This window comes from Aeromonas sp. PS2Canimalfood6 (assembly GCF_048276795.1).
Taxonomy (GTDB): Bacteria; Pseudomonadota; Gammaproteobacteria; order Enterobacterales; family Aeromonadaceae; genus Aeromonas; species Aeromonas caviae.
On sequence record NZ_JBLUXC010000030.1, the window covers coordinates 1 to 19,703 of the forward strand.

General features: G+C 64.3%; 17 protein-coding genes. 10 read left to right on the top strand and 7 right to left on the bottom strand.

All coding sequences use genetic code 11. The annotated features are described in order from the left end of the window. The first annotated feature begins 54 nt into the window (after positions 1-54). The gene (locus tag ACNPAA_RS13005; protein WP_410488225.1) at positions 55-831 is read left to right on the top strand and encodes a TerC family protein; all 777 of its coding nucleotides are present in this window, start codon (positions 55-57) and stop codon (positions 829-831) included. An 86-nt stretch (positions 832-917) separates the two neighbouring features. On the opposite strand, the gene aroG is transcribed toward ACNPAA_RS13005, so the two are convergent. From aroG to ACNPAA_RS13030, 5 genes are all read right to left on the bottom strand, one after another. Further along, positions 918-1,973 carry a 3-deoxy-7-phosphoheptulonate synthase AroG gene (gene aroG, locus ACNPAA_RS13010; protein ID WP_041212942.1) on the bottom strand — a complete coding sequence of 352 codons (1,056 nt, stop codon included), beginning with the start codon at positions 1,971-1,973 and terminating at the stop codon, positions 918-920. Positions 1,974-2,170: 197 nt separating this feature from the next. Next, positions 2,171-3,451, bottom strand: coding sequence for a 3-phosphoshikimate 1-carboxyvinyltransferase (gene aroA / locus ACNPAA_RS13015; protein ID WP_041212941.1), 1,281 nt, complete (start codon positions 3,449-3,451; stop codon positions 2,171-2,173). A 170-nt stretch (positions 3,452-3,621) separates the two neighbouring features. Next, positions 3,622-4,710 carry a 3-phosphoserine/phosphohydroxythreonine transaminase gene (gene serC, locus ACNPAA_RS13020; protein WP_010674452.1) on the bottom strand — a complete coding sequence of 363 codons (1,089 nt, stop codon included), beginning with the start codon at positions 4,708-4,710 and terminating at the stop codon, positions 3,622-3,624. 224 nt (positions 4,711-4,934) lie between these two features. Further along, entirely contained in the window at positions 4,935-5,864 is a 930-nt protein-coding gene (locus ACNPAA_RS13025) for an electron transfer flavoprotein subunit alpha/FixB family protein (RefSeq protein ID WP_104452801.1), read from the bottom strand. A gap of 103 nt (positions 5,865-5,967) precedes the next feature. Further along, a complete protein-coding gene (locus ACNPAA_RS13030) occupies positions 5,968-6,717 on the bottom strand; it encodes an electron transfer flavoprotein subunit beta/FixA family protein (RefSeq protein ID WP_279955738.1) in 750 nt (249 codons plus the stop codon). Between the two features lie 126 nt (positions 6,718-6,843). Between ACNPAA_RS13030 and ACNPAA_RS13035 the strand changes: the two genes are divergently transcribed. The 3 genes from ACNPAA_RS13035 to ACNPAA_RS13045 all read left to right on the top strand — a co-directional run bounded on the left by ACNPAA_RS13035 (position 6,844) and on the right by ACNPAA_RS13045 (position 10,456). After that, entirely contained in the window at positions 6,844-8,487 is a 1,644-nt protein-coding gene (locus ACNPAA_RS13035) for an electron transfer flavoprotein-ubiquinone oxidoreductase (protein ID WP_274798627.1), read from the top strand. A gap of 415 nt (positions 8,488-8,902) precedes the next feature. Then, entirely contained in the window at positions 8,903-9,850 is a 948-nt protein-coding gene (corA, locus tag ACNPAA_RS13040; protein WP_005301617.1) for a magnesium/cobalt transporter CorA, read from the top strand. 144 nt (positions 9,851-9,994) lie between these two features. After that, positions 9,995-10,456, top strand: coding sequence for a DUF2919 domain-containing protein (locus ACNPAA_RS13045; RefSeq protein WP_045524977.1), 462 nt, complete (start codon positions 9,995-9,997; stop codon positions 10,454-10,456). A 9-nt stretch (positions 10,457-10,465) separates the two neighbouring features. Here the strand turns inward: ACNPAA_RS13045 and ACNPAA_RS13050 are convergent, their stop codons facing one another. Then, positions 10,466-11,215: a hypothetical protein gene (locus ACNPAA_RS13050; RefSeq protein ID WP_041215335.1), complete on the bottom strand. Its 750-nt coding sequence runs from the start codon at positions 11,213-11,215 to the stop codon at positions 10,466-10,468. 215 nt (positions 11,216-11,430) lie between these two features. On the opposite strand from ACNPAA_RS13050, the gene ACNPAA_RS13055 reads away from it, so the two are divergent. From ACNPAA_RS13055 to ACNPAA_RS13075, 5 genes are all read left to right on the top strand, one after another. Then, positions 11,431-12,666: an MFS transporter gene (locus ACNPAA_RS13055; protein ID WP_182976547.1), complete on the top strand. Its 1,236-nt coding sequence runs from the start codon at positions 11,431-11,433 to the stop codon at positions 12,664-12,666. Positions 12,667-12,726: 60 nt separating this feature from the next. Continuing rightward, the gene (locus ACNPAA_RS13060) at positions 12,727-14,700 is read left to right on the top strand and encodes a siderophore amonabactin TonB-dependent receptor (protein ID WP_010674445.1); all 1,974 of its coding nucleotides are present in this window, start codon (positions 12,727-12,729) and stop codon (positions 14,698-14,700) included. A 78-nt stretch (positions 14,701-14,778) separates the two neighbouring features. Further along, on the top strand, positions 14,779-15,795 hold the full coding sequence (locus ACNPAA_RS13065) for an amonabactin ABC transporter permease subunit 2 (RefSeq protein ID WP_010674444.1): 1,017 nt from the start codon (positions 14,779-14,781) through the stop codon (positions 15,793-15,795). Positions 15,796-15,807: 12 nt separating this feature from the next. Continuing rightward, positions 15,808-16,857: an amonabactin ABC transporter permease subunit 1 gene (locus tag ACNPAA_RS13070; protein ID WP_043155877.1), complete on the top strand. Its 1,050-nt coding sequence runs from the start codon at positions 15,808-15,810 to the stop codon at positions 16,855-16,857. Between the two features lie 43 nt (positions 16,858-16,900). Next, positions 16,901-17,719 carry an amonabactin ABC transporter ATP-binding protein gene (locus ACNPAA_RS13075; RefSeq protein ID WP_124244602.1) on the top strand — a complete coding sequence of 273 codons (819 nt, stop codon included), beginning with the start codon at positions 16,901-16,903 and terminating at the stop codon, positions 17,717-17,719. A gap of 90 nt (positions 17,720-17,809) precedes the next feature. Here the strand turns inward: ACNPAA_RS13075 and ACNPAA_RS13080 are convergent, their stop codons facing one another. Next, on the bottom strand, positions 17,810-18,541 hold the full coding sequence (locus tag ACNPAA_RS13080; protein ID WP_417891811.1) for a 4'-phosphopantetheinyl transferase family protein: 732 nt from the start codon (positions 18,539-18,541) through the stop codon (positions 17,810-17,812). Positions 18,542-18,726: 185 nt separating this feature from the next. Between ACNPAA_RS13080 and ACNPAA_RS13085 the strand changes: the two genes are divergently transcribed. After that, complete coding sequence (locus ACNPAA_RS13085; RefSeq protein WP_069652597.1) at positions 18,727-19,665, top strand: iron-siderophore ABC transporter substrate-binding protein; 939 nt, start codon at positions 18,727-18,729, stop codon at positions 19,663-19,665. Positions 19,666-19,703 lie beyond the last annotated feature (38 nt).

Here is a 19,703-nt window from a genome sequence, read left to right on the forward strand (position 1 = left end):
TTGCGGCGGAGCACCGTTGGAGGTGATCAAGCAATACATTCAAAACCAGCGGGGCTGACGCCCCGGCGAAATTCCCCTCCCACCTACGTCGGAGGGAGTCCCCTTTCGCATTTAAGATGGATTGCTGACCCCTCCGCCTGGGTCGCGCTCGCCACCCTGACCCTGCTAGAGATCGTGCTCGGCATCGACAACATCATTTTCATCTCCATCCTGGTGGGTCGCCTGCCGGAAGCCCAGCGCCAGAAAGCGCGCATCCTGGGGCTGGGGCTCGCCATGGGCACCCGCATCCTGCTGCTGCTCTCCCTGGCCTGGGTGATGCGCCTCACCGAGCCCCTCTTCACCGTGCTGGGGGAAGCCATCTCGGGACGGGATCTCATCCTGCTGGTGGGGGGTCTGTTCCTCATCGCCAAGAGCACCCACGAGATCCACCAGAGCCTGGAAGGGGCCGCCGAAGAGGCGGGTGTGGTGAGCAAGACCGCGGGCTTCCTGTCCACCCTGGTGCAGATCGCCATCCTCGACATCATCTTCAGCCTGGACTCCGTCATCACCGCCGTGGGCATGGCGGATCATGTCCCTGTCATGGTGCTGGCTATCATCATCGCCGTCGGCGTCATGATGTTTGCCGCCAAGGCCATCGGCGACTTCGTCGATACCCACCCCACCATCAAGATGCTGGCCCTCTCCTTCCTTATCCTGGTCGGGGTGGCGCTGATGGCCGAAGGGCTGGATCTGCACATTCCCAAGGGTTACATCTACTTCGCCATGGCCTTCTCGCTGGTGGTGGAGATGATCAACATCCGCCTGCGCGGCCACCAGGAGCGGGCCAAGTAAACCGCGACCTGCCGAGAGATGGCCAAACAAAAAGCGCGACCCAGGGTCGCGCTTTTTTATTGCCCCGCCAACGGGGCGCCTTGGGCTCAGAGGGCGTTGCGAGCGGCCACAGCGTCCGCCAGGTTGCGCAGCAGCACCTCGGTATCGGCCCAGCCGATGCAGGCGTCGGTGATGCTCTGGCCGAAGGTGAGCTCGCACCCGTCCACCAGATCCTGACGCCCTTCCACCAGGTGACTCTCCACCATGACGCCGAACACCGCCTTGCTGCCGGCACGCAGCTGACCGGCCACGTCCTCGGCCACCAGCATCTGGTTCTTGAACTGCTTGCTGCTGTTGGCGTGGCTGAAGTCGATCATCACTTTCTGGGGCAGACCGGCCTTGTCCAGACCACTCACCACCTCATCCACGTGACGGGCGCTGTAGTTGGGCTCGCGGCCACCGCGCAGGATGATGTGACAGTCCGGGTTGCCAGCGGTCGAGACGATGGCGGAGTGCCCGTACTTGGTCACCGACAGGAAGTGGTGCGGGGCGCTGGCGGCGCCGATGGCGTCGATGGCCACCTTGATGGTGCCGTCGGTGCCGTTCTTGAAGCCCACCGGGCAGGAGAGACCGGAGGCCAGCTCGCGGTGTACCTGGGATTCGGTGGTACGGGCGCCGATGGCACCCCAGCTCATCAGATCCGCCACGTATTGCGGGGTGATCATGTCGAGGAACTCGGAGGCGGTCGGCAGCCCCATGTCGTTGAGATCCAGCAAGAGCTTGCGACCCAGGCGCAGGCCGTCGTTGATCTGGCAGCTGTTGTCGAGGTAGGGGTCGTTGATCAGCCCCTTCCAGCCCACTGTGGTACGGGGTTTTTCGAAGTAGACCCGCATCACGATCTCCAGCTGATCTTTCAGCTCGTCGCGCAGCACCTTGAGGCGTTTGCCGTATTCCAGGGCGGCGACCGGATCGTGGATGGAGCAGGGGCCGATCACCACCAGCAGGCGATCATCGTCGCCGGCCAGGATGTTGTGGATGGCCTGACGGGATTCAAACACGGTGGCCGAGGCGGTGTCGGTCGCCGGAAACTTCTCAAGCACCGCAACCGGGGGCAATAACTCTTTGATTTCACTGATACGAACGTCGTCGGTTTGATGCTGCATGACCAAGTTTCCTGCTAGATGACTGCGATAAAGAGATCTCAATCTAGCCCTGTGCCGGGTCGGTGTAAATAGAAAATTACATTCTTCGACAAGGAATTTTATTATCGCACCTTGCAAGTTTGCATAATGCTGCTAGGAGGCATGAAAAAAGCGGGGGGCAGAGATGAAAAGGCCCGCACGAAGCGGGCCGAAAGGGCTCAGGCCTGACTGACGCTGGCCAGCTTGTCGAAGTAGTCCGGGAAGGTCTTGGAAGTGCAACCCGGATCATTGATGGTGACCGGCGTATCGGAGAGCGCCACCAGGGAGAAGCACATGGCGATGCGGTGATCGTTGTAGGTGTCGATGGCCGCGTGGGTCAGCTGTGCGGGCGGGATCACGGTGATGAAGTCGTGCCCCTCCTCCACTTCCACGCCCAGCTTGCGCAGCTCGGTCGCCATGGCGTGCAGGCGGTCGGTCTCCTTCACCCGCCAGTTGTAGATGTTGCGGATGGTGGTGGTGCCCTCGGCAAACAGCGCCGTGGTGGCGATGGTCATGGCCGCATCCGGGATGTGGTTCATGTCCATGTCGATGCCGTGCAACGGCCCCTGCTCGGCCTCGATGAAGTCATCGCCCCAGGTGATGCGGGCCCCCATCTTCTCCAGTACGTCGGCGAAGTGGATGTCCCCCTGGATGCTGTGCTTGCCGATGCCGGTAACCCGCACCTTGCCCTTGATGGCGCCCGCCGCGAGGAAGTAGGAGGCGCTGGAGGCATCCCCTTCCACCAGGAAGTCCCCCGGGCTGACATAGGTCTGGTTGCCCTTGATGTAGAACACCTTGTAGTCGTCGTGCTCGATGACCACCCCGAACTGCTTCATGATGTGCAGGGTGATGTCGATGTAGGGCTTGGAGACCAGCTCCCCCTTGATGTGGATGCGGGTGTCGCCGGCCGCCATGGGGGCCGCCATCAAGAACGCCGTCAGGAACTGGCTGGAGACGGAACCGTCGATGTGGACATCGCCACCCCAGAGCCCCTTGGCATCCACCACCAGGGGCGGATAGCCATCTTTCTTCAGGTACTGGATGTGGGCACCCGCTTCGCGCAGGGCATCCACCAGATGGCCGATGGGGCGCTCTTCCATGCGCGGCTCGCCGCCCAGGGTGTACTCGCCGGAGCCCAGGCACAGGGCGGCGCACAGGGGGCGCATGGCAGTACCGGCATTGCCGAGGAACAGGTTGACCGGTGCCGAGACCGCGAAGCTGCGACCCAGACCGTGCACGGTGCACTCGGTCTTGTCGGCGGAGAGCTTGTACTTGACGCCGAGCTGGGTCAGCGCCGCCAGCATGTGGCGGATGTCATCGCTGTCGAGCAGGTTGGTCAGCCGGGTGGTGCCCCGGGCCAGGGCCGCCAGCAGCAGGGCCCGGTTAGAGACACTCTTGGAGCCGGGCAGATTGACCACCCCGGCCACACTAGAAATGGGTTCCAAACGCAACGAATTCATAGACTTCCTGTTCGATCTCAATTAAATCACCTGACCGGACGTTAACAGCCCGCGTCCCCCGCGGCAAGTTCGACAGTGGCACGACCGCGGGAGACGGCAGCCTGGGTCAGGATGGGTCTGAAAAACAGACGCCGGGGAGTCCCCGGCGTCTGGCAATGGGGAGACACGCCTCAACCGTGGCGTTTGGCAAAGTCATCCATAAAGCTGACCAGGGCCTTGACCCCTTCCAGGGGCATGGCGTTGTAGAGGCTGGCGCGCATGCCACCGACGATGCGGTGTCCCTTGAGGGCCAGCAGACCGGCCGCTTCCGACTCCGCCAGGAACAGCTTGTCCAGAGCCTCGTTTTTCAGCTGGAAGGGCACGTTCATGCGGGAGCGGCAGGCCACATCCACCTTGTTGCCATAGAAGCTCGACTGATCGAGGTAGCCGTAGAGGAAGTCGGCCTTCTCCTTGTTGCGTGCTTCCATCGCCGCCAGGCCACCCTGCTCCTTGAGCCACTCGAACACCAGACCGGCCAGGTACCAGGCGTAGGTGGGGGGTGTGTTGAACATGGAGTCGTTCTTGGCGGTGAGCTGGTAGTCAAAGATGGACGGCACATCGGCACGGGCCTGGTTCAGCAGGTCGTCGCGCACGATGGCGATGGCCAGACCAGAGGGGCCGATGTTCTTCTGGGCACCGGCGTAGAGGATGCCGAAGCGGCTCACGTCGAGGGGACGGGAGAGGATGGTGGAGGAGAGATCCGCCACCAGGGGCACATCGCCGGTGGCCGGGATGTCGAACATCTCGATGCCATCGATGGTTTCGTTCGGGCAGTAGTGCACATAGGCGGCATCGGCGCGAAACGCCGGCGTCGGCAGCAGGTGGGAGACCCCCTGCTCATTCTTGGCCACCCCCTGGAAGGTCTGGATGTCACCGTATTTCTGGGCTTCATCCACGGCGCTCTGGGCCCAGACGCCGGTCACCAGGTAATCCGCCTTCTTGTTGGCGCCACCCAGCAGGTTCATGGGCACGGCGGAGAACTGGCCGCGGCCACCGCCGTGCATGAAGAGCACCTTGTAGTTGTCCGGCACCGCCAGCAGGTCGCGCAGGTCCGCTTCGGCCTTCTCGGCGACCGCCATATAGGGCTTGCCGCGATGGGAAAGCTCCATGACCGAGGCTCCCAGCCCCTGGAAATTACAAAATTCGCGCTGGGCGCGCTCCATGACTTCAACCGGCAACATGGCGGGGCCGGCGCAGAAGTTGTAAATCTGTTTGCTCATGACGCTTTCCGTGAATGGATGTGTGTGATCGGTGACTCGAACGTTTTTACACGACAGCCCCCCGTGGGGGCAAAGGCTTTTTGGGATCCAGCGCAACCTTTTGCCCTGGCGCCACCGGGCACTCATCAGACAAAAGCCCTGAACGGACCAGGGCTTGCAGAGAATATGCATGGAAACGGGGGCGAGACAGCACGGACGGCTTTCTTCGCCCCTTTGTGGCAAATTTACAGCTTGGCGGTGAGCTCCGGCAGCAGGGTGAAGAGATCCCCCACCAGACCGTAGTCCGCCACCTGGAAGATGGGGGCCTCCGCGTCCTTGTTGATGGCGACGATCACCTTGGACTCCTTCATCCCCGCCAGATGCTGGATGGCGCCCGAGATGCCCACCGCGATGTAGAGCTCGGGGGCCACCACCTTGCCGGTCTGCCCCACCTGCAGGTCGTTGGAGACATAACCCGCATCCACGGCGGCCCGCGATGCCCCGACGGCAGCCCCCAGCTTGTCCGCCAGGGCGTCGATGAGGGCAAAGTGCTCTTTCGAGCCGAGTGCCCGCCCGCCGGAGACCACCACCCGGGCCGCCCCGAGCTCGGGTCTGGCGGAGCGCACCGCACGCCGCTCGATGAGCCGGGTACGGCAGCGCACCTCGCCCACCGGCAGCGATTCCATCACGGCACGCTCCTCCCCGGACCCGGCCTTGGCGAACGCGGTGGGCCGCACGGTGAGCACCTTGATGGGGGCGCTGCTCGCCACCCGGGCGATGGCGTTGCCCGCATAGATGGGACGCAGGAAAGTGTCGGGCCCCTCGATGCCGGTCACCTCGGCGATCATCTCCACCCCGAGCCTGGCTGCCACCCGCGGCAGCAGATCCTTGCCCTGGCTGCTGGCCGCCATCAGGCAGTGCTGGTAGTCCCTGGCCACCTCGGCGAGCAGTCTGTCTACCCCGTCGTTGAGCCCCTCCGCCAGCATGGGATGTTCCGCCAGCAGCACCCGGTTTACCCCCGTGAGGGCGGCGGCCTGCTCCCCCGCCTCCGTCAGCCCCTGCCCCAGCAGCAAGAGATGCACCTCGCCCCCCAGGCGCCCCGCCGCCGTGACCAGCTGGGCCAGGTTGTCGGCGATCCGCCCCTGATGATGTTCCGCAATCACAAGTACGCTCATGGCAGCACCTTCATGTCATCCATTGATCCCTTGCTCCCCGGGGCCGCTGCCCCATGCATGGCGCTCACGCCTGCGGGAGGCATCCCTCTCATGCCCCTGCCCATCAGAGCACCCGGGCTTCGTGCTTGAGCTTGTCCAGCAGCTCGTCCACCGAGCCCACCCTGATGCCGGCGCTGCGCACCGGCGGCGCCATCACCCCGAGCTGCCGTGTCTGGTCGGCCGGCACCACCCCGAGGGCGGCGAACGGCTGGCTCTCCAGCGGCTTGCGCTTGGCCTTCATGATGTTGGGGAGGGAGGCGAAACGCGGCTCGTTGAGGCGCAAGTCCACGGTCACCACGGCGGGCAGCGCCATGCCGAGGGTCTCGAGACCACCGTCTATCTCGCGGGTCACCTGCAATTCCCCCTCCACCAGCCTGATGGCGGAAGCGAAGGTGGCAAGCGGCCAGTCATTGAGAGCGGCGAGCATCTGCCCCACCTGGTTGTTGTCGGAATCGATGGACTGTTTGCCGAGCAGCACCAAGTCGGGCTGCTCCTGCCCGCACACCGTTTGCAGGGCCCGGGCCACGGTGAGCGGAGTCAGGGTCTCGCCGGCAACATAGTGCAGCGCCCGATCCGCCCCCAGCGCCAGGGCATGGCGCAACTGCTCGGCCGCCGCCTCGGGGCCGAAGGTCACCACCACCAGCTCGGATGCCACGCCGGCTTCCCGCAGCCTGACCCCCTCCTCCACCGCGATTTCACAAAACGGGTTGATGCCCATCTTCACATTGGCGAGCTCCACATCGGAGCCATCCCCCTTGACCCGGATCCTGACGTTGTAATCAACGACCCGTTTGACTGCGACCAGCAGCTTCATGGCGGTCATCCCTCATACCTGTTGTGTGGGTCCACCTTGTCGTCACTCACTTTTCTGCTGACAAAGTGGTTTACGTTTACGTAAACTACCAGCACTACCCTAGGCCAAGTCGAGCGCAGAGGCAAGATGGAACGCGAAGCAATGGAATTTGATGTCGTCATCGTCGGTGGCGGCCCGGCAGGCCTGAGCGCCGCCATCGCATTGAAGCAGCAGGCCCCGGCCCTCTCGGTCTGCCTGCTGGAGAAGGGGGCCGAGATAGGCGCCCACCTCATCTCCGGCGCCCTGCTCGATCCCGTCGCCCTCAGGGAGCTGCTGCCAGAGAGCTGGCAGGAGGCCCCCCTCGGCGTGCCGGTGACGGATGATCAGGTCCATCTGCTGCAAAGCGACAGCCGCTCCCTGCAGTTGCCCCACTGGGCGGTGCCACCCCGCATGCACAACGACGGCAGCCACATCATCAGCCTCGGCACCCTCTGCCGCTGGCTCGGCAAGCAGGCCGAGGCCCTCGGTGTCGAGATCTACCCGGGCTTTGCGGCGAGCACCCTCATCGTGGAAGAGGGCCGGGTACGCGGGGTGGTGACCGGCGATCTGGGCCTCGACAAGGAGGGCAACCCCAAGCCGGATCACGTGCCCGGCATGGCCCTGTATGGCCGCTATACCCTGTTTGCCGAAGGGGCGCGCGGCCACCTCGGCAAACAGCTGATCGCCCGATTCCATCTGGAAAATGCCGCCCAACCACAGCATTACGCCATCGGCTTCAAGGAGGTGTGGCAGGTGCCTGCGGGACAATCCCATCCTGGGCGGGTGCTCCATGGCAGCGGCTGGCCCCTTGGGGAGGGAAAGGGCAACAAGAGTCAGGGGGGCTTCTATCTCTATCATCTGGCCCAGGATCAGGTGGCGGTCGGCCTTATCGTCGATCTCAACTACCAGAATCCCTGGCTCAGCCCCTTTGACGAATTCCAGCGTCTCAAGCACCACCCCCTCATCGCGGCAACGTTGCAGGGGGGCGAGCGCATCAGCTACGGCGCGCGGGCCATCACCAAGGGGGGCTGGCATTCATTGCCGCGCATGCACTTTCCCGGCGGCCTGCTCATCGGCTGTGATGCGGGCACCCTGGACTTCTCCCGCATCAAGGGGATCCACACCGCCATGAAGTCCGGCATGGTGGCGGCCGCGACGGTCGCCATGGCACTGCGAGGAGGGGATGAAGGGGGACGGGATCTGGCCGAGTTTCAGGACGCGTTGCTGCAAAGCTGGCTGACCCGGGAACTGAAGAGGGCCCGCAACGTTGGGGCCGCACTGCACCGCTTCGGCCCCTGGCTCGGCGGCGCCTTCAACTGGCTGGAGCAACGACTCTTTGCCTTGACCTCTCCTTTTACTCTGCTGGACAAGGAACCGGATTACCGCCAGCTGCGCCTGGCCAGCCGTTGCCAGCCCATCGACTACCCCAAACCCGACGGCAAGCTCAGCTTCGACAAGCTCTCCTCCGTCTATCTGGCCAGCACCAGCCACGACGAGGATCAACCCTGTCACCTGACCCTTCAGGACGCGCGCATTCCGGTCGAGGTCAACCTGCCCACCTGGGCCGAACCCGCCCAGCGCTACTGCCCGGCGGGGGTGTTCGAGATCCTCGATGGGGATACCCGGCCAAGGCTGCAGATCAACGCCGCCAACTGCATTCACTGCAAAACCTGCGACATCAAGGATCCCAGCCAGAATATCGTCTGGACGCCGCCCCAGGGCGGCTCGGGCCCCAACTACCCCAATCTGTAACAGGCTTGCCCACGCACACCAGAGCAGATAACAAGGAGACGCAGCCCCGGAACACCGCCCGGAGACCGTTTCCTGCGCTTGGCCGGGGGCTGTCGCAGGGCGACCAGCAACCCGCCATTCCCGCCGGTGAGCCCGGGCCCTCCTCCACTCTAGGGCGAACAAAGGAGGCGACGCCGGGATCGCCCGCATCGTGGTCGCCACGGCTGATCCGACCTCGCCGTTTTTTTGAGCGAACAGGCTGAACCCCCGATGAATAGGCCCTGACAAGCGGGTCCCGCCCCTGTATAGTTCGCCGCATTCAGGTTGTCCATCGGCCTCGTTATGCTATTTCATGGGATCGCTTTCCGTGCGATCTAAGGCCGCATGAACCTGTGCAACCATCCCTGATTACCCATGACTTCTTAAGGGGGGACAGATGATCACCGCCTACATTCTCAACAACAAGGTGCTGGACATAGTCACGCTCGGGCCGGATGACATCGTTCCCGACAACACCGTCTGGCTGGATGCCTACAAGCCGGACACTGCGGAGCGAGAATGGTTGACGGGCCTGTTCCTGGAGGAGGTGCCGGACAAGGAGGAGCTCGATGACATCGAGGCATCCGCCCGCTTCTACTGGGACACCGACGGTCTGCACATCCACTCCCTGTTTCCCCAGCGCATCGGTCGCGACACCAAGGGTGTGCACGTCTCTTTTACCCTGCGCAACAACCTGCTGATCAGCATCCGCGAGGATGACATCGGCCTGGTGCGTCTGCTGCGCCACTACATGCGTCAGGACAGGCTAGAGGTCGAAGACGCCCTCGACATCCTGCTGGAGGTGCAGAACCTCAAGGTGGAGTACCTCTCGGATCTCATCGAGGATGGGTACAAGACCCTGGAGAACACCGCCGATCAGATCTTCGAGCCGGACCAGATCAACCCCATGCTCAAGGAGCTGATGGCCCAGGAAGAGGCCAACGGCCAGATCCGTCTCTCCCTGCACGATACCCGCCGCGCCCTGCGCTTTCTCAAACGCAGTCTGCGCCAGCGCATGACGGGGGAGCAGAACAAGTGGATCGACGAGATGCTGCACGACGTGGAATCCCTGCTGCCCCATACCCAGTTCCTGTTCGACAAGATCAACTTCCAGCTGGAGGCCTCCATGGGGGTGACCAATCTGGAGCAGAACAAGGTGATCAAGATCTTCTCGGTAGCCGCGGTCATCTTCCTGCCGCCGACCCTTATCGCCAGCATCTATGGCATGAACTTTGGCCGCATGCCGGAGCTCGCCTGGGAATACGGCTATCCCCTCTCCCTGGTGCTGATGGTGATGTCATCGCTGGGCACCGGTCTCTTCTTCAAGCGAAAAGGCTGGCTGTGACGCCGGAACCCGGCAACTAAAGACTGCGGATTGGGGGGCATGGCCCCCCGATTAATTCCCGGCCGTTGCCGGCCTTGCAATGGCCTGCCCTGTGCCCCATATCCCCTTCATCACTCGCACTGCATGAATGGATACCGGGCCACCATGACCCTCTACCCCGAACACCGTTACGACGATCACGGCCAGTTGCGCCCCCCGCTCTGGTTCTGGCCCATCGCCCTCTTGCTGACCCGCTCGGTCTGGCTGTTTCTGATGGCGGGGGTCACCCGGGAGAGTGGCAGCGCCATCCTGACCCTCTTCTACCCGGACAAGCTCACCCTCTATGTCAGCCTGCTGACGGACGTGCCCGCCATGCTGGCGCTGCTCGCCTGCGGCGGCACCCATCGCCAGACCCACAGTGCCAGAGCCTGGCTCAGACGCCACAGCCGCGCTCTGCTGCTTTGCTCCACCGCGAGCGGCCTGGTGATGCAACTGCACAGCCTCAATCTGCAGCAGTGGTCGTTCAACTGGCCCACCGCCCTGGTGCTCATCGCCAGCCTCTGGGCGCTCTGGTATCTGCTAAGAAGCCGCCAGTTGCGGGATTACGCTCTGGATCAGCCCCACTGACAGGCTGGTTCACTGGCGCGTGACCCGGATCTGCAGGGTCTGGCGCTCGCTGCCGCTGGCCCTGCCCATGCCTGATGGATTGGCGATCGCGGCCTCCCGGCTGCCTTGGGTTGTGGAAAGCTCCCCCACCGTCAGCCACTGGCCCGGGGCGCCGCTCACCTCGGTGGCACTCTGGCCGGTGTGTATGTTGCCTCGCTCCACTCTTGCCTGTTCACTGCTGAGGGCCACCTGCACCCTGTCCCCTATCAGGGTCGCGGTGGCGTAGAGACCGTTCATCAGCGGCATCATGCCCACCACCCTTCCCCCCTGCCACTGGTAAAAGGTGACCGGCTGATAGGACCCCATCTGCAACAGCACGGGCCGCCCGGAGAGGCCACGCACCTGCCAGTTGTCACTCTGGCTGCGTTCATAGTGCCGGGCATCCCCCTCCAGCAGCCACTGCCGTTTGGCATCCAGGCCCAGCCCCACTCCGGCCTGCTGACTGCTGGAAGCGCCATCCACCCGCCACTCGATGAGCAGGCTTTGGGGCGGCTGGTTCACTTGCGCCAGGGTACGCTCGGCCTCCTGCAACTGGGCGGGGGTTCCGCTCAGTACCAGCTGGTTGCCCATGGCGCTCACCCCGAGATCCGGGTAGATCTCCTTGAGCGTCTGCACCGCGGCATCCGCCTCGAATACCGGTATGACCTTCACTTCGGCCCTCAGGGGCAATGCCAGCAACAGGCAGCACCCCAGCCCCCAATACCCTGATCCAGCGCGCATCTTCTCCTCCCGGCGTTCACCGCCACCCTCTCGCTTCCTGCCATCATGGTCCATGGCGCCCCGATTGCAACGGGCCTGGTATGCAACCCCATACAGAGGCACCTGATAAAGACTCGTTAAGATACCAATCAATACAAATAAAAATGGTTATCATTTGTTGTCACAACAAAAACCCTCGGATACAATTCGGACTCATTTTTTCGAGTCAGCCTCTGATGAAGCCAGAATCCGTCGCATCCACCCCTGCCGCCATCCACCTGGCGCTGCTCATCAACATGCTCTCCATGGGCTGCATGATGATGGTGATGCCCCTTGGCCCGGAACTGGTAACCCGCCTGGGGATGCTGCCGGAGCAGACAGGTTACTTCAGCGGCGGCGCCACCCTGGGCGCCGCTCTGCTGGGCCTCCTGGCCGCCCCCTGGCTCGATCGGGTCAACCGCAAACCCGCCCTGCTGGTACTGCTGGTCCTGCGCTTCCTGCTCTTGATGGCTTGCGCCCTGGCCGAGGATAGCCAGACACTGCTGCTGCTTTTCATCCTGTCCGGCTGCGTGGCCGGCCCCCTGGGGGCCATCCTGATGGCGGCGGTGCTGGATCTGGTACCGCCCGCCGAGCGGGGCCGCCGTCTCGCCTACGTGGGTATGGCGTTTTCCCTGGCCGCCATTCTGATCGTGCCCGCGGCCCTCGTGCTGGCCCAGTGGTCTGGCTGGCAGAGCCCCTTCCTCTTGTTTGGTGCAGGCGGCCTGCTGCTGGCCCTGCTGTGTGCCATCTGGCTGCCGTCCCTGCCGGTCAACCGGGCCCCGGCAGGCCAGGGGATGCGCCAGTTGCTGGGGTCACCACTCTGCCAGGGAGCGCTCTTCATCCTCTGCCTGCAGATGTTCGGCCACTTCCTGCTCATTCCGCACTTTGCCAACTACTTCCAGTTCAACCTGGGTTTCCCGCGCGAGCAGATCGCCAGCCTCTATCTGTGCGGCGGCCTTGCCAGCATGGCCACCATGCGCCTGTGCGGCGGCTGGATCGATCAGGGCCGCGCCCAGGGCGCCATCCTGCTCACCAGCCTGGCCCTGGCCCTGATCACCCTGGTGGGCTTTGCCTTGCCGGCAGGCCTGCCTCTCTATCTGCTGTTCACCCTCTTCATGGCCCTGAGCTCCGCCCGTGCCAGCACCACCCTCGCGGTCACGGCGGCCATTCCGGCCCCCCACCAGCGCGCTGCCTTCATGTCTTTCCAGGGCTCGGTCACCAATGTGGCTGCGGGCCTCGGCAGCCTGCTCTCCGCCAGATATCTGGTCTCCGACGAGGGGGGTGCCCTGCACGGTTTCCCCACCCTGGCCTGGATCAACATTGCGTGCACCCTGGTGGCCTGCGCCGGTGTCTGGTTCCTCATCCGGGGCCTGAAGAGCACAAGAGATAACAATAATCCTGCCTCTGGCACCGCCAGACAAGGAAGTCAGTGAGCACCGGATCAGAAGAATCCGGACCCCATAACCTCAGTTATATCCATGGAGTTTTTGACAATGCAGTTGCAGCACGGCCTCTTTAAACTGAACCCCATTCTGCTCTCCCTTGGTCTGCTGGCCGTACCGGGCCTGGCCCAGGCCGAGTCCGTCAAGGCCAACGAAACGGTGGTGGTCACCGCCACCCAGACCAAGCACACCGAGCTGACCGCCCCGGCCAGCGTCTCCGTGGTCACCCGCGCCGATCTGGACAAGATGAACGTCAACAACATCGGCGATGCCCTCAAGCACGTGCCCGGTGTCAACATCATCGGCACCAACCCCACGGGTCGCAACGAGATCAAGATCCGCGGCATGGGCGGTGACTACACCCTGCTGCTGGTCAACGGCAAGCGGGTCAACGCCCGCGAGACCCTGGGCAGCTCCTTTGGCAACGACTTCGACTTAAGCTCCATCCCCATGGCCGCCATCGAGCGCATCGAAGTGATCCGCGGTCCCGTCTCCTCCCTGTACGGGGCCGATGCCCTCGGCGGCGTGGTCAACGTGATCCTGCGCCAGGCCAAGGAGAACACCGAAGCGGCCGTCGGCTACACCCACACCATGCCCACCAAGGGGGATGGCGGGGATGCCAACCAGGGTAGCGCCTTCGTCTCCGGCGCCCTGATCGACAACAAGCTGCTGGGCAGCGTGGTGGTGGAGGGCTATCAGCGGGATCGCTGGAAGAGCGAGCAGTCCAACAACCCGGATGCCGACGCCCTGGAGAAACGGGAAGTGGTCAACGTGCTCTCCAGCCTGAAGTGGCTGGTGGCCGACAACCAGGACATCGACTTCGATCTGGGTTACAACCAGAACGACATGGACAGCTACTTCAACAACGTGCCCCGTGCCCCGACCGCACCGGCCACCCCCCACAACGTGCAGAAACTCGATCGCCTGAGCCTGGGGCTGACCCACAACGGCCGTTGGGAACACTTCGACAGCCGCGCTCGTTACTACTTCGAGCAGACCGATCTGATGGATGACTCCCAGCTCAACGGTGGTGCCGCCGACATCACCCAGACCAACAACACGGTGGATGGCCAGTTGAGCGGCTACCTCGGGGATCACCTGCTGACCTCGGGTGCAGAGTTCCGCAAGACCGAGCTGGAGCACAGCCGCAGCATCCAGAACGGCAGCGTGGATGCGAGCCAGAGCGCCCTCTACCTGCAAGACGAGTTCGGCTTTGGGGATCTGGCCCTGACGCTCTCCGGCCGTCTGGATCACCACGAGACCTATGGCAACGAGTTCAGCCCCCGTGCCTACGCCCTCTACTCCCTGAGTGACGAGTGGGTGATCAAGGGCGGCGCCGGCAAGGCGTTCAAGGCCCCGACCCTGGCCCAGTCCAGCGAAGGATTCGCCACCACCGCCTGCCGCGGCGCCTGCAAGGTGATAGGCAACCCGGATCTGAAGCCGGAAACCTCCGTCAGCTACGAGCTTGGCACCGCCTACAACGCCGATCGCTTCGGTGCAGGCGTGACCGGCTTCCACAACGAGATCGAGGATCTGATCCAGAGCGATCAGTGGGGCCCGGGCTACCGTCCGACCGTCATGACCTACCTCAACGTCAAGAAGGCCCGCATCAAGGGGCTGGAGCTGACCGGCTGGTTCGACGTGCTGGACAACGTGCAGCTGACCGGCAACCTGACCCTGCTGGACTCCGAAGACAAGAGCACGGGTGACGATCTGGCCAAGACCCCGGATCACACCGGCAACATCGGCCTGGACTGGAAGGCGAGCGACGTGGTCAGCGCCAACCTGGCCTGGCAGTATGTCGGCAGCCAGGTGATCAAGGTGCCGGCCCGCAACGCCCAGGCATTCACCTCCAAGCACTACCAGACCCTGGACGTGAACACCAAGTGGACCGTCACGCCGGCCCTGGACTTCAAGCTCGGCATCACCAACCTCACCAACACCCAGCGTGACGAGGTGGCGACCGACGCCGACTTCATCCTGGAAGGTCGCACCGTCTACGCAGGGGTCGATTACAAGCTGTAATCCATCCTGTCTGCGGGAGCCCCGGTCGCGGGGCTCCCTTTTTGCGTTTCTGCCTCCCCGAATTCAAGGAGTCATTGAGTGCTCAGATACCAAGCTCGGCTGTTCTGGCTCGGCGTGCTGCTCCTCTTCCTGCTGATTTGTCTGTCACTGGCCACCGGGGCCGGTGTCTATGGTGGCCGCGAGGTCGCTGGTTTCCTGATGGGCGATCCCGCCTTCGTGGCCGATGAAAAGCTCGCCATGATAGTCCATACCCTGCGCCTGCCCCGTACCCTGGCAGCCCTGGTGGTGGGGGCATCACTCTCCCTGGCGGCCTCCATGCTGCAAAGTGCCACCCGCAACCCTCTGGCCGAACCCGGCCTGCTCGGGGTCAATGCCGGCGCCGTCTTTGCTCTGGTGATCGGCCTCACCTGGTTTGGCGTCGAATCCGCCTACGGGTATCTGCTCTGGTCCGGCATGGGGGCCCTGCTCGGCAACCTCATCGTGCTGGGCCTCGGCCTCATGGTGGGGCGCTCCAACCCCCTCAAGCTCATCCTGGTAGGGGTCGCCCTCTCCGCCACCTTCGGCGGTCTTTCCAACTTCCTGCTGCTCTCCAACCGGGTGGTGCTGGAGCAGTTCCGCTTCTGGAACTTAGGGTCCCTTGCCGCCTCCAGTCTGGAAGCGGTACTCACCGTGGTCCCCTTCGCCCTGGCCGCCCTGCTGCTGACACTGGCGCTCTGTCGCCCTCTCACCCTGATGCAGATGGGGGATCACCAGTCCAGGGCCCTCGGCATCCGCCCCACCCGGGTGCGGATCGGCGTGCTCCTGGCCGCAACGCTCTTCACCGCCTGCGCCATCGCCATCGCTGGTCCCATCGGCTTTGTCGGCTTCCTCGCCGCCTACTGCGCCCGCCTGGTGGAGCCGGTTCGCCTCGCCATCCAGGTGCGCTTCTCCGCCCTGTTCGGGGTGCTCTTTCTGCTCGGTGCCGATGTGCTGGCCCGCTGGCTGATCCAGCCCTACGAGCTGCCCAACGGCGTCATTCTGGCGCTCATCGGGGCGCCCGTGCTCATCCTGGTGGTGCGCAGCGGCGGCTTCCGCTCCCTGCTGGCCGTCAAATAAGGTGCCACGCCCATGAAGAACTCTCTCTCACTCCCGAGCGGCACCCTCTGCCTTCGCCTTGGCAGCCACACCCTGTTGCTGCACCGCCGCGCCTGGCTCATCACCCTGGGGCTCCTGGTCGCCCTCACCCTGCTCTCCCTGCTGGCCCTCACCCTGGGTTCCGGCAAGATCACCATGATGGGGGTGATCCAGACCCTGCTCGGGGAGGGAAGCCGACTCGATCAGGTAACCGTCTTCAAGATCCGACTGCCGCGCCTGTTGGCGGTGCTGGTGGCCGGCGCCGCCATGGGACTCTCGGGCTGCCTGGTGCAGACCCTGGTGCGAAACCGCCTCGCCACCCCGGACATGATAGGGGTCAACGAGGGGGCATCCCTTGCCATCATCATCTTCTCCCTCTATCTGACGCTGGGCACCTGGCCCTGGTGGGCCGCGCCGTTCGGCGCCCTGTTTGCCGCCGCCGTGCTCTATGCCCTGTGCAACAAGCCGGGGGAGCAGGGCTACCTGTTCGTGGTGATCGGCATCGGGGTCTCGGAGCTGATGAACGCCCTCGGCCAGTTCGTCATGTCCACCCAGTCCCTGGTGCACCTCACCAGCCTCTATCTGTGGAACATGGGCAACTTCGTCGGTCAGGGCTATGGCACCCTGCTACCGGTGAGCCTGCTGCTCCTGCTCATCTGTCCCTGGACCGTCTGTCTCTCCCGCTCCCTCGGCGTGCTGCGCCTGGGACCGGTGACGGCCAGCACCCTCGGGGTCAACGTGAACCGGGTGCAGCTCGGGGTGCTGGCCCAGGCCATCATCGTTGCAGCCCTTGGCACCGCCATCGGTGGCCCCGTGGTTTTCATCGCCATGGCGGCCCCCATCCTTGCCTCCTGGCTCAGCCGGGATCGCATCGTGCCGCTCTGGATTGCCGCCCTGTGCGGCGCCCTGATGCTGCTCGCCAGCGACACCCTGGTGCGGGTGCTGGCCAGCCCCCACGAGGTGGCCACCGGCATCATGACCCGCATTCTCGGCGGCCTGCTGCTGCTCTTCATCCTGCTCAAAGATCGCCAGAAGGCCGACTGACCATGGCATTCATCCATTTTCAATACAGACCGAGGGCCGCCCGATGACGCTCACCGTGAACCGACTCCAGTTCGGCTACCCGCAAAAGACCATCTTCAAGGAGATTTCCTTCTCCCTCCCCCGGGGCAAGCTGGTGGGGATCGTCGGCCCCAACGGCGGTGGCAAATCCACGCTGCTCAAGCTCCTTGCGGGACAGGAGCAGCCCCGGTCCGGGGAGATCCTGCTCAAGGAGAAGCCACTCGGTGCCTATGGCGCCAAAGCCCTGGCTCGGGAACTCGCCTATCTGCCCCAACGCCCCCTGGTCCCCCCCGGTATCCTGGTGGAGCAGCTGGTGCAATATGGCCGCCATCCCCATCAGGGCTGGTTCAATCAGTGGAGCGAGGAAGATGCCCGCATGGTGGACTGGGCCCGGGAGCGGATGCAGCTCGATGCCATCTGGCACCAGAGCGCCAGTTCGCTGTCCGGCGGTCAGGCCCAGCGGGTGTGGCTCGCCATGGTGCTGGCCCAGGATGCGGACATCATCTTGCTGGACGAGCCCACCAGCGCGCTGGACATCGGCCACCAGACCGAGGTGATGGAAGCCATCCATCGGGTCGCCGCCGAGGGCAAGACGGTGCTTATCGTCATCCACGATCTCGCCACCGCCGCCCGCTACTGCGACGAGCTGATTGCCCTGGGGGATGGCGCCATCCAGGCCATGGGCCCGGCCCGGGAGGTGGTGACCAAGCCCCTCATCGATCGCCTCTACCAGACCGATGTGGACATACTGCACGCCCCCGGCGACGGGGCCCCTGTCATCGTGCCCCGCCGACGCGCTGACGAAGTGCCCCGCCTGCGCGCCGACCATGACGTGTCGGCCTGAGCAAGGCCCTGTGCCAGAGAAAGAAACCGCCTGATGGCGGTTTCTTTCTCTGGGCTTTGCGTTGGCGTTATCCGGGCGCTGGTATCGTGCTCACAGCAGCAAGACGGTAAGCACGCCCCCCGGCAGGGCTTGCCAGTGCAGGGTGGCGCGCCAGCCGGCTGGCAGGGTCGGCGTCAGCGGGCATTTGAGCTCCAGGGTGAGAGTCTGCGCCGTCATGGCGAGCCAGCGGGCATCGAGAAAGTCAAAGTAGCGCCCCACCCGGGGATAGAGCCCCTTGAAGAGGCTCTCCTTGGCGGAAAACACCAGGGTCAGTCCCTCTGCCAGGCTCAGCTGGGCGTCGTGAACCCCCGCCTCCAGCCGTCCCCACTCCTCCCCATCCATGATGCCGGGCCAGAGCTGCGCCCCTTGGTCGCCATCGAGCCAGGCCTCCAGATCCAGCCCTATTCCCTCCTGGCCCGGGCGCACCGCACACAGGGCCACCCCCTCTCCCGCCAGCCGGCTGTGGCTGATGCTCCCCTCCACCCCTTCAGGCCAGAGTGGCTCCCGGGCCGCTCCGATGGCCACGCTGCATCCTGCAAGACCGAAGGGACGCAGGGCCTCACGGGCTGCGAGACGCCCTGCCAGAAACTCCCCGAGGCGCTTGGGGGCAGCCCCCTGCAATGAAGCAGGCAGGATGATGCCCTGGGCCCCAAAGCACTCCGGCGAGAAGGCGGCGGGATCAAAACTGACCCGATGAAGAGACAGCGTCTCCAGGCCCGGCAGGCACAAGGTATCGAATTGACGGACAAAGGGTCCATCGAGTGAGGGACAACGAGGCAACATGCAAGGCTCCTGACAGGGGCCTGCGATGGTACCAAAGCAAGCCGAGGCCATGCCACAAATACAAATGACAACGCTTCTCACTTGCTTTGTGGTAGCATGTCCCCGCCCATTCGGGGCTGGCCGGGCGGCTCTCAGGCACTTTCCACAGACTCCGGCCCACCGATTTCACCCATAAGGATGTCACCATGAAGATCTTCTCCCCGCTGGCCACCTTGCTCATGCTGGCCAGCCTGACGGGCTTCCAGGCCCAGGCGGGCAGCCGCCAGGTCATCGATGCCAACGGCCAGTCTCAGAGCGTCCCCGATGCGCCCCGGCGGGTCGTCGTGTTGAGCGAACTCGATCTCGACAGCGCCCTGACTCTGGGGGTGCAGCCGGTAGGCACCGTCAATGGACGCGGCCAGTCCACCCTGCCCCGCTATCTGCTGGACAAGGCGGGCAAGGAGATCGCCGTGGTCGGGGATCTGGACAACCCCAATCTGGAGACCCTCATCGATCTGGAGCCGGACCTCATCCTCACCGGCCAGACCAAGCCCGAGCTCCTCGCCCTGCTCAAGGAGATCGCCCCTACCGTCGTCACCGGCAACTGGGGCGAGCCCTGGAAAACCGTGTTCGGTCGCAGCGCCGACGCGATGAACCGGGGGGCCGAGGCCAAGGCGTTCCTCACCCGGTATGAGGCCCGCCTGGCAGAGGCCCGCAGCAAGCTCGCCCAGCATCAGGGGGAGCAGATGAGCATAGTGCGCTGGAACCCCAAGGGGCCGAGCTACATGCACGGCGGCACCTTTGCCAGCAGCGTGGTCACCGAGATGGGGCTCACCCGCCCCTCCCACCAGATTGGCGACAAGAGCCCCCACTCCCCGGCCCTGAGCCTCGAATCCCTCAACCTGCTGGACGGTGACTGGCTGGTGATCGGCACCCTCAGCACCAGCGGGGATGCGGTGGATGCCATGAAGCAGGCCGAGCAGACCCCGGCCTTCCAGCAGCTCGGCGCCATCAAGGGCAAGCGCTTCGGCGCCGTGGACGGGTCACTCTGGACCTCCACCGGCGGCCCCCAGGCGGCCCTCAAGGTGATCGACGACGTCGAGCGCCTGCTGACCAAACCGGATGCCGCCCCCATCGCTCACTAATCCCTCGGTTGACGGCCAACAAGAAGCCCGCATGATGC

Excerpts from the sequence above, each read along its gene's own strand:
- aroG (WP_041212942.1), bottom strand. The coding sequence starts at position 1,973 with ATGCAGCATCAAACCGACGACGTTCGTATCAGTGAAATCAAAGAGTTA.
- aroA (WP_041212941.1), bottom strand. The coding sequence starts at position 3,451 with ATGAATTCGTTGCGTTTGGAACCCATTTCTAGTGTGGCCGGGGTGGTC.
- serC (WP_010674452.1), bottom strand. The coding sequence starts at position 4,710 with ATGAGCAAACAGATTTACAACTTCTGCGCCGGCCCCGCCATGTTGCCG.
- ACNPAA_RS13025 (WP_104452801.1), bottom strand. The coding sequence starts at position 5,864 with ATGAGCGTACTTGTGATTGCGGAACATCATCAGGGGCGGATCGCCGAC.
- ACNPAA_RS13030 (WP_279955738.1), bottom strand. The coding sequence starts at position 6,717 with ATGAAGCTGCTGGTCGCAGTCAAACGGGTCGTTGATTACAACGTCAGG.
- ACNPAA_RS13035 (WP_274798627.1), top strand. The coding sequence starts at position 6,844 with ATGGAACGCGAAGCAATGGAATTTGATGTCGTCATCGTCGGTGGCGGC.
- corA (WP_005301617.1), top strand. The coding sequence starts at position 8,903 with ATGATCACCGCCTACATTCTCAACAACAAGGTGCTGGACATAGTCACG.
- ACNPAA_RS13045 (WP_045524977.1), top strand. The coding sequence starts at position 9,995 with ATGACCCTCTACCCCGAACACCGTTACGACGATCACGGCCAGTTGCGC.
- ACNPAA_RS13050 (WP_041215335.1), bottom strand. The coding sequence starts at position 11,215 with ATGCGCGCTGGATCAGGGTATTGGGGGCTGGGGTGCTGCCTGTTGCTG.
- ACNPAA_RS13055 (WP_182976547.1), top strand. The coding sequence starts at position 11,431 with ATGAAGCCAGAATCCGTCGCATCCACCCCTGCCGCCATCCACCTGGCG.
- ACNPAA_RS13060 (WP_010674445.1), top strand. The coding sequence starts at position 12,727 with ATGCAGTTGCAGCACGGCCTCTTTAAACTGAACCCCATTCTGCTCTCC.
- ACNPAA_RS13070 (WP_043155877.1), top strand. The coding sequence starts at position 15,808 with ATGAAGAACTCTCTCTCACTCCCGAGCGGCACCCTCTGCCTTCGCCTT.
- ACNPAA_RS13075 (WP_124244602.1), top strand. The coding sequence starts at position 16,901 with ATGACGCTCACCGTGAACCGACTCCAGTTCGGCTACCCGCAAAAGACC.
- ACNPAA_RS13080 (WP_417891811.1), bottom strand. The coding sequence starts at position 18,541 with ATGTTGCCTCGTTGTCCCTCACTCGATGGACCCTTTGTCCGTCAATTC.
- ACNPAA_RS13085 (WP_069652597.1), top strand. The coding sequence starts at position 18,727 with ATGAAGATCTTCTCCCCGCTGGCCACCTTGCTCATGCTGGCCAGCCTG.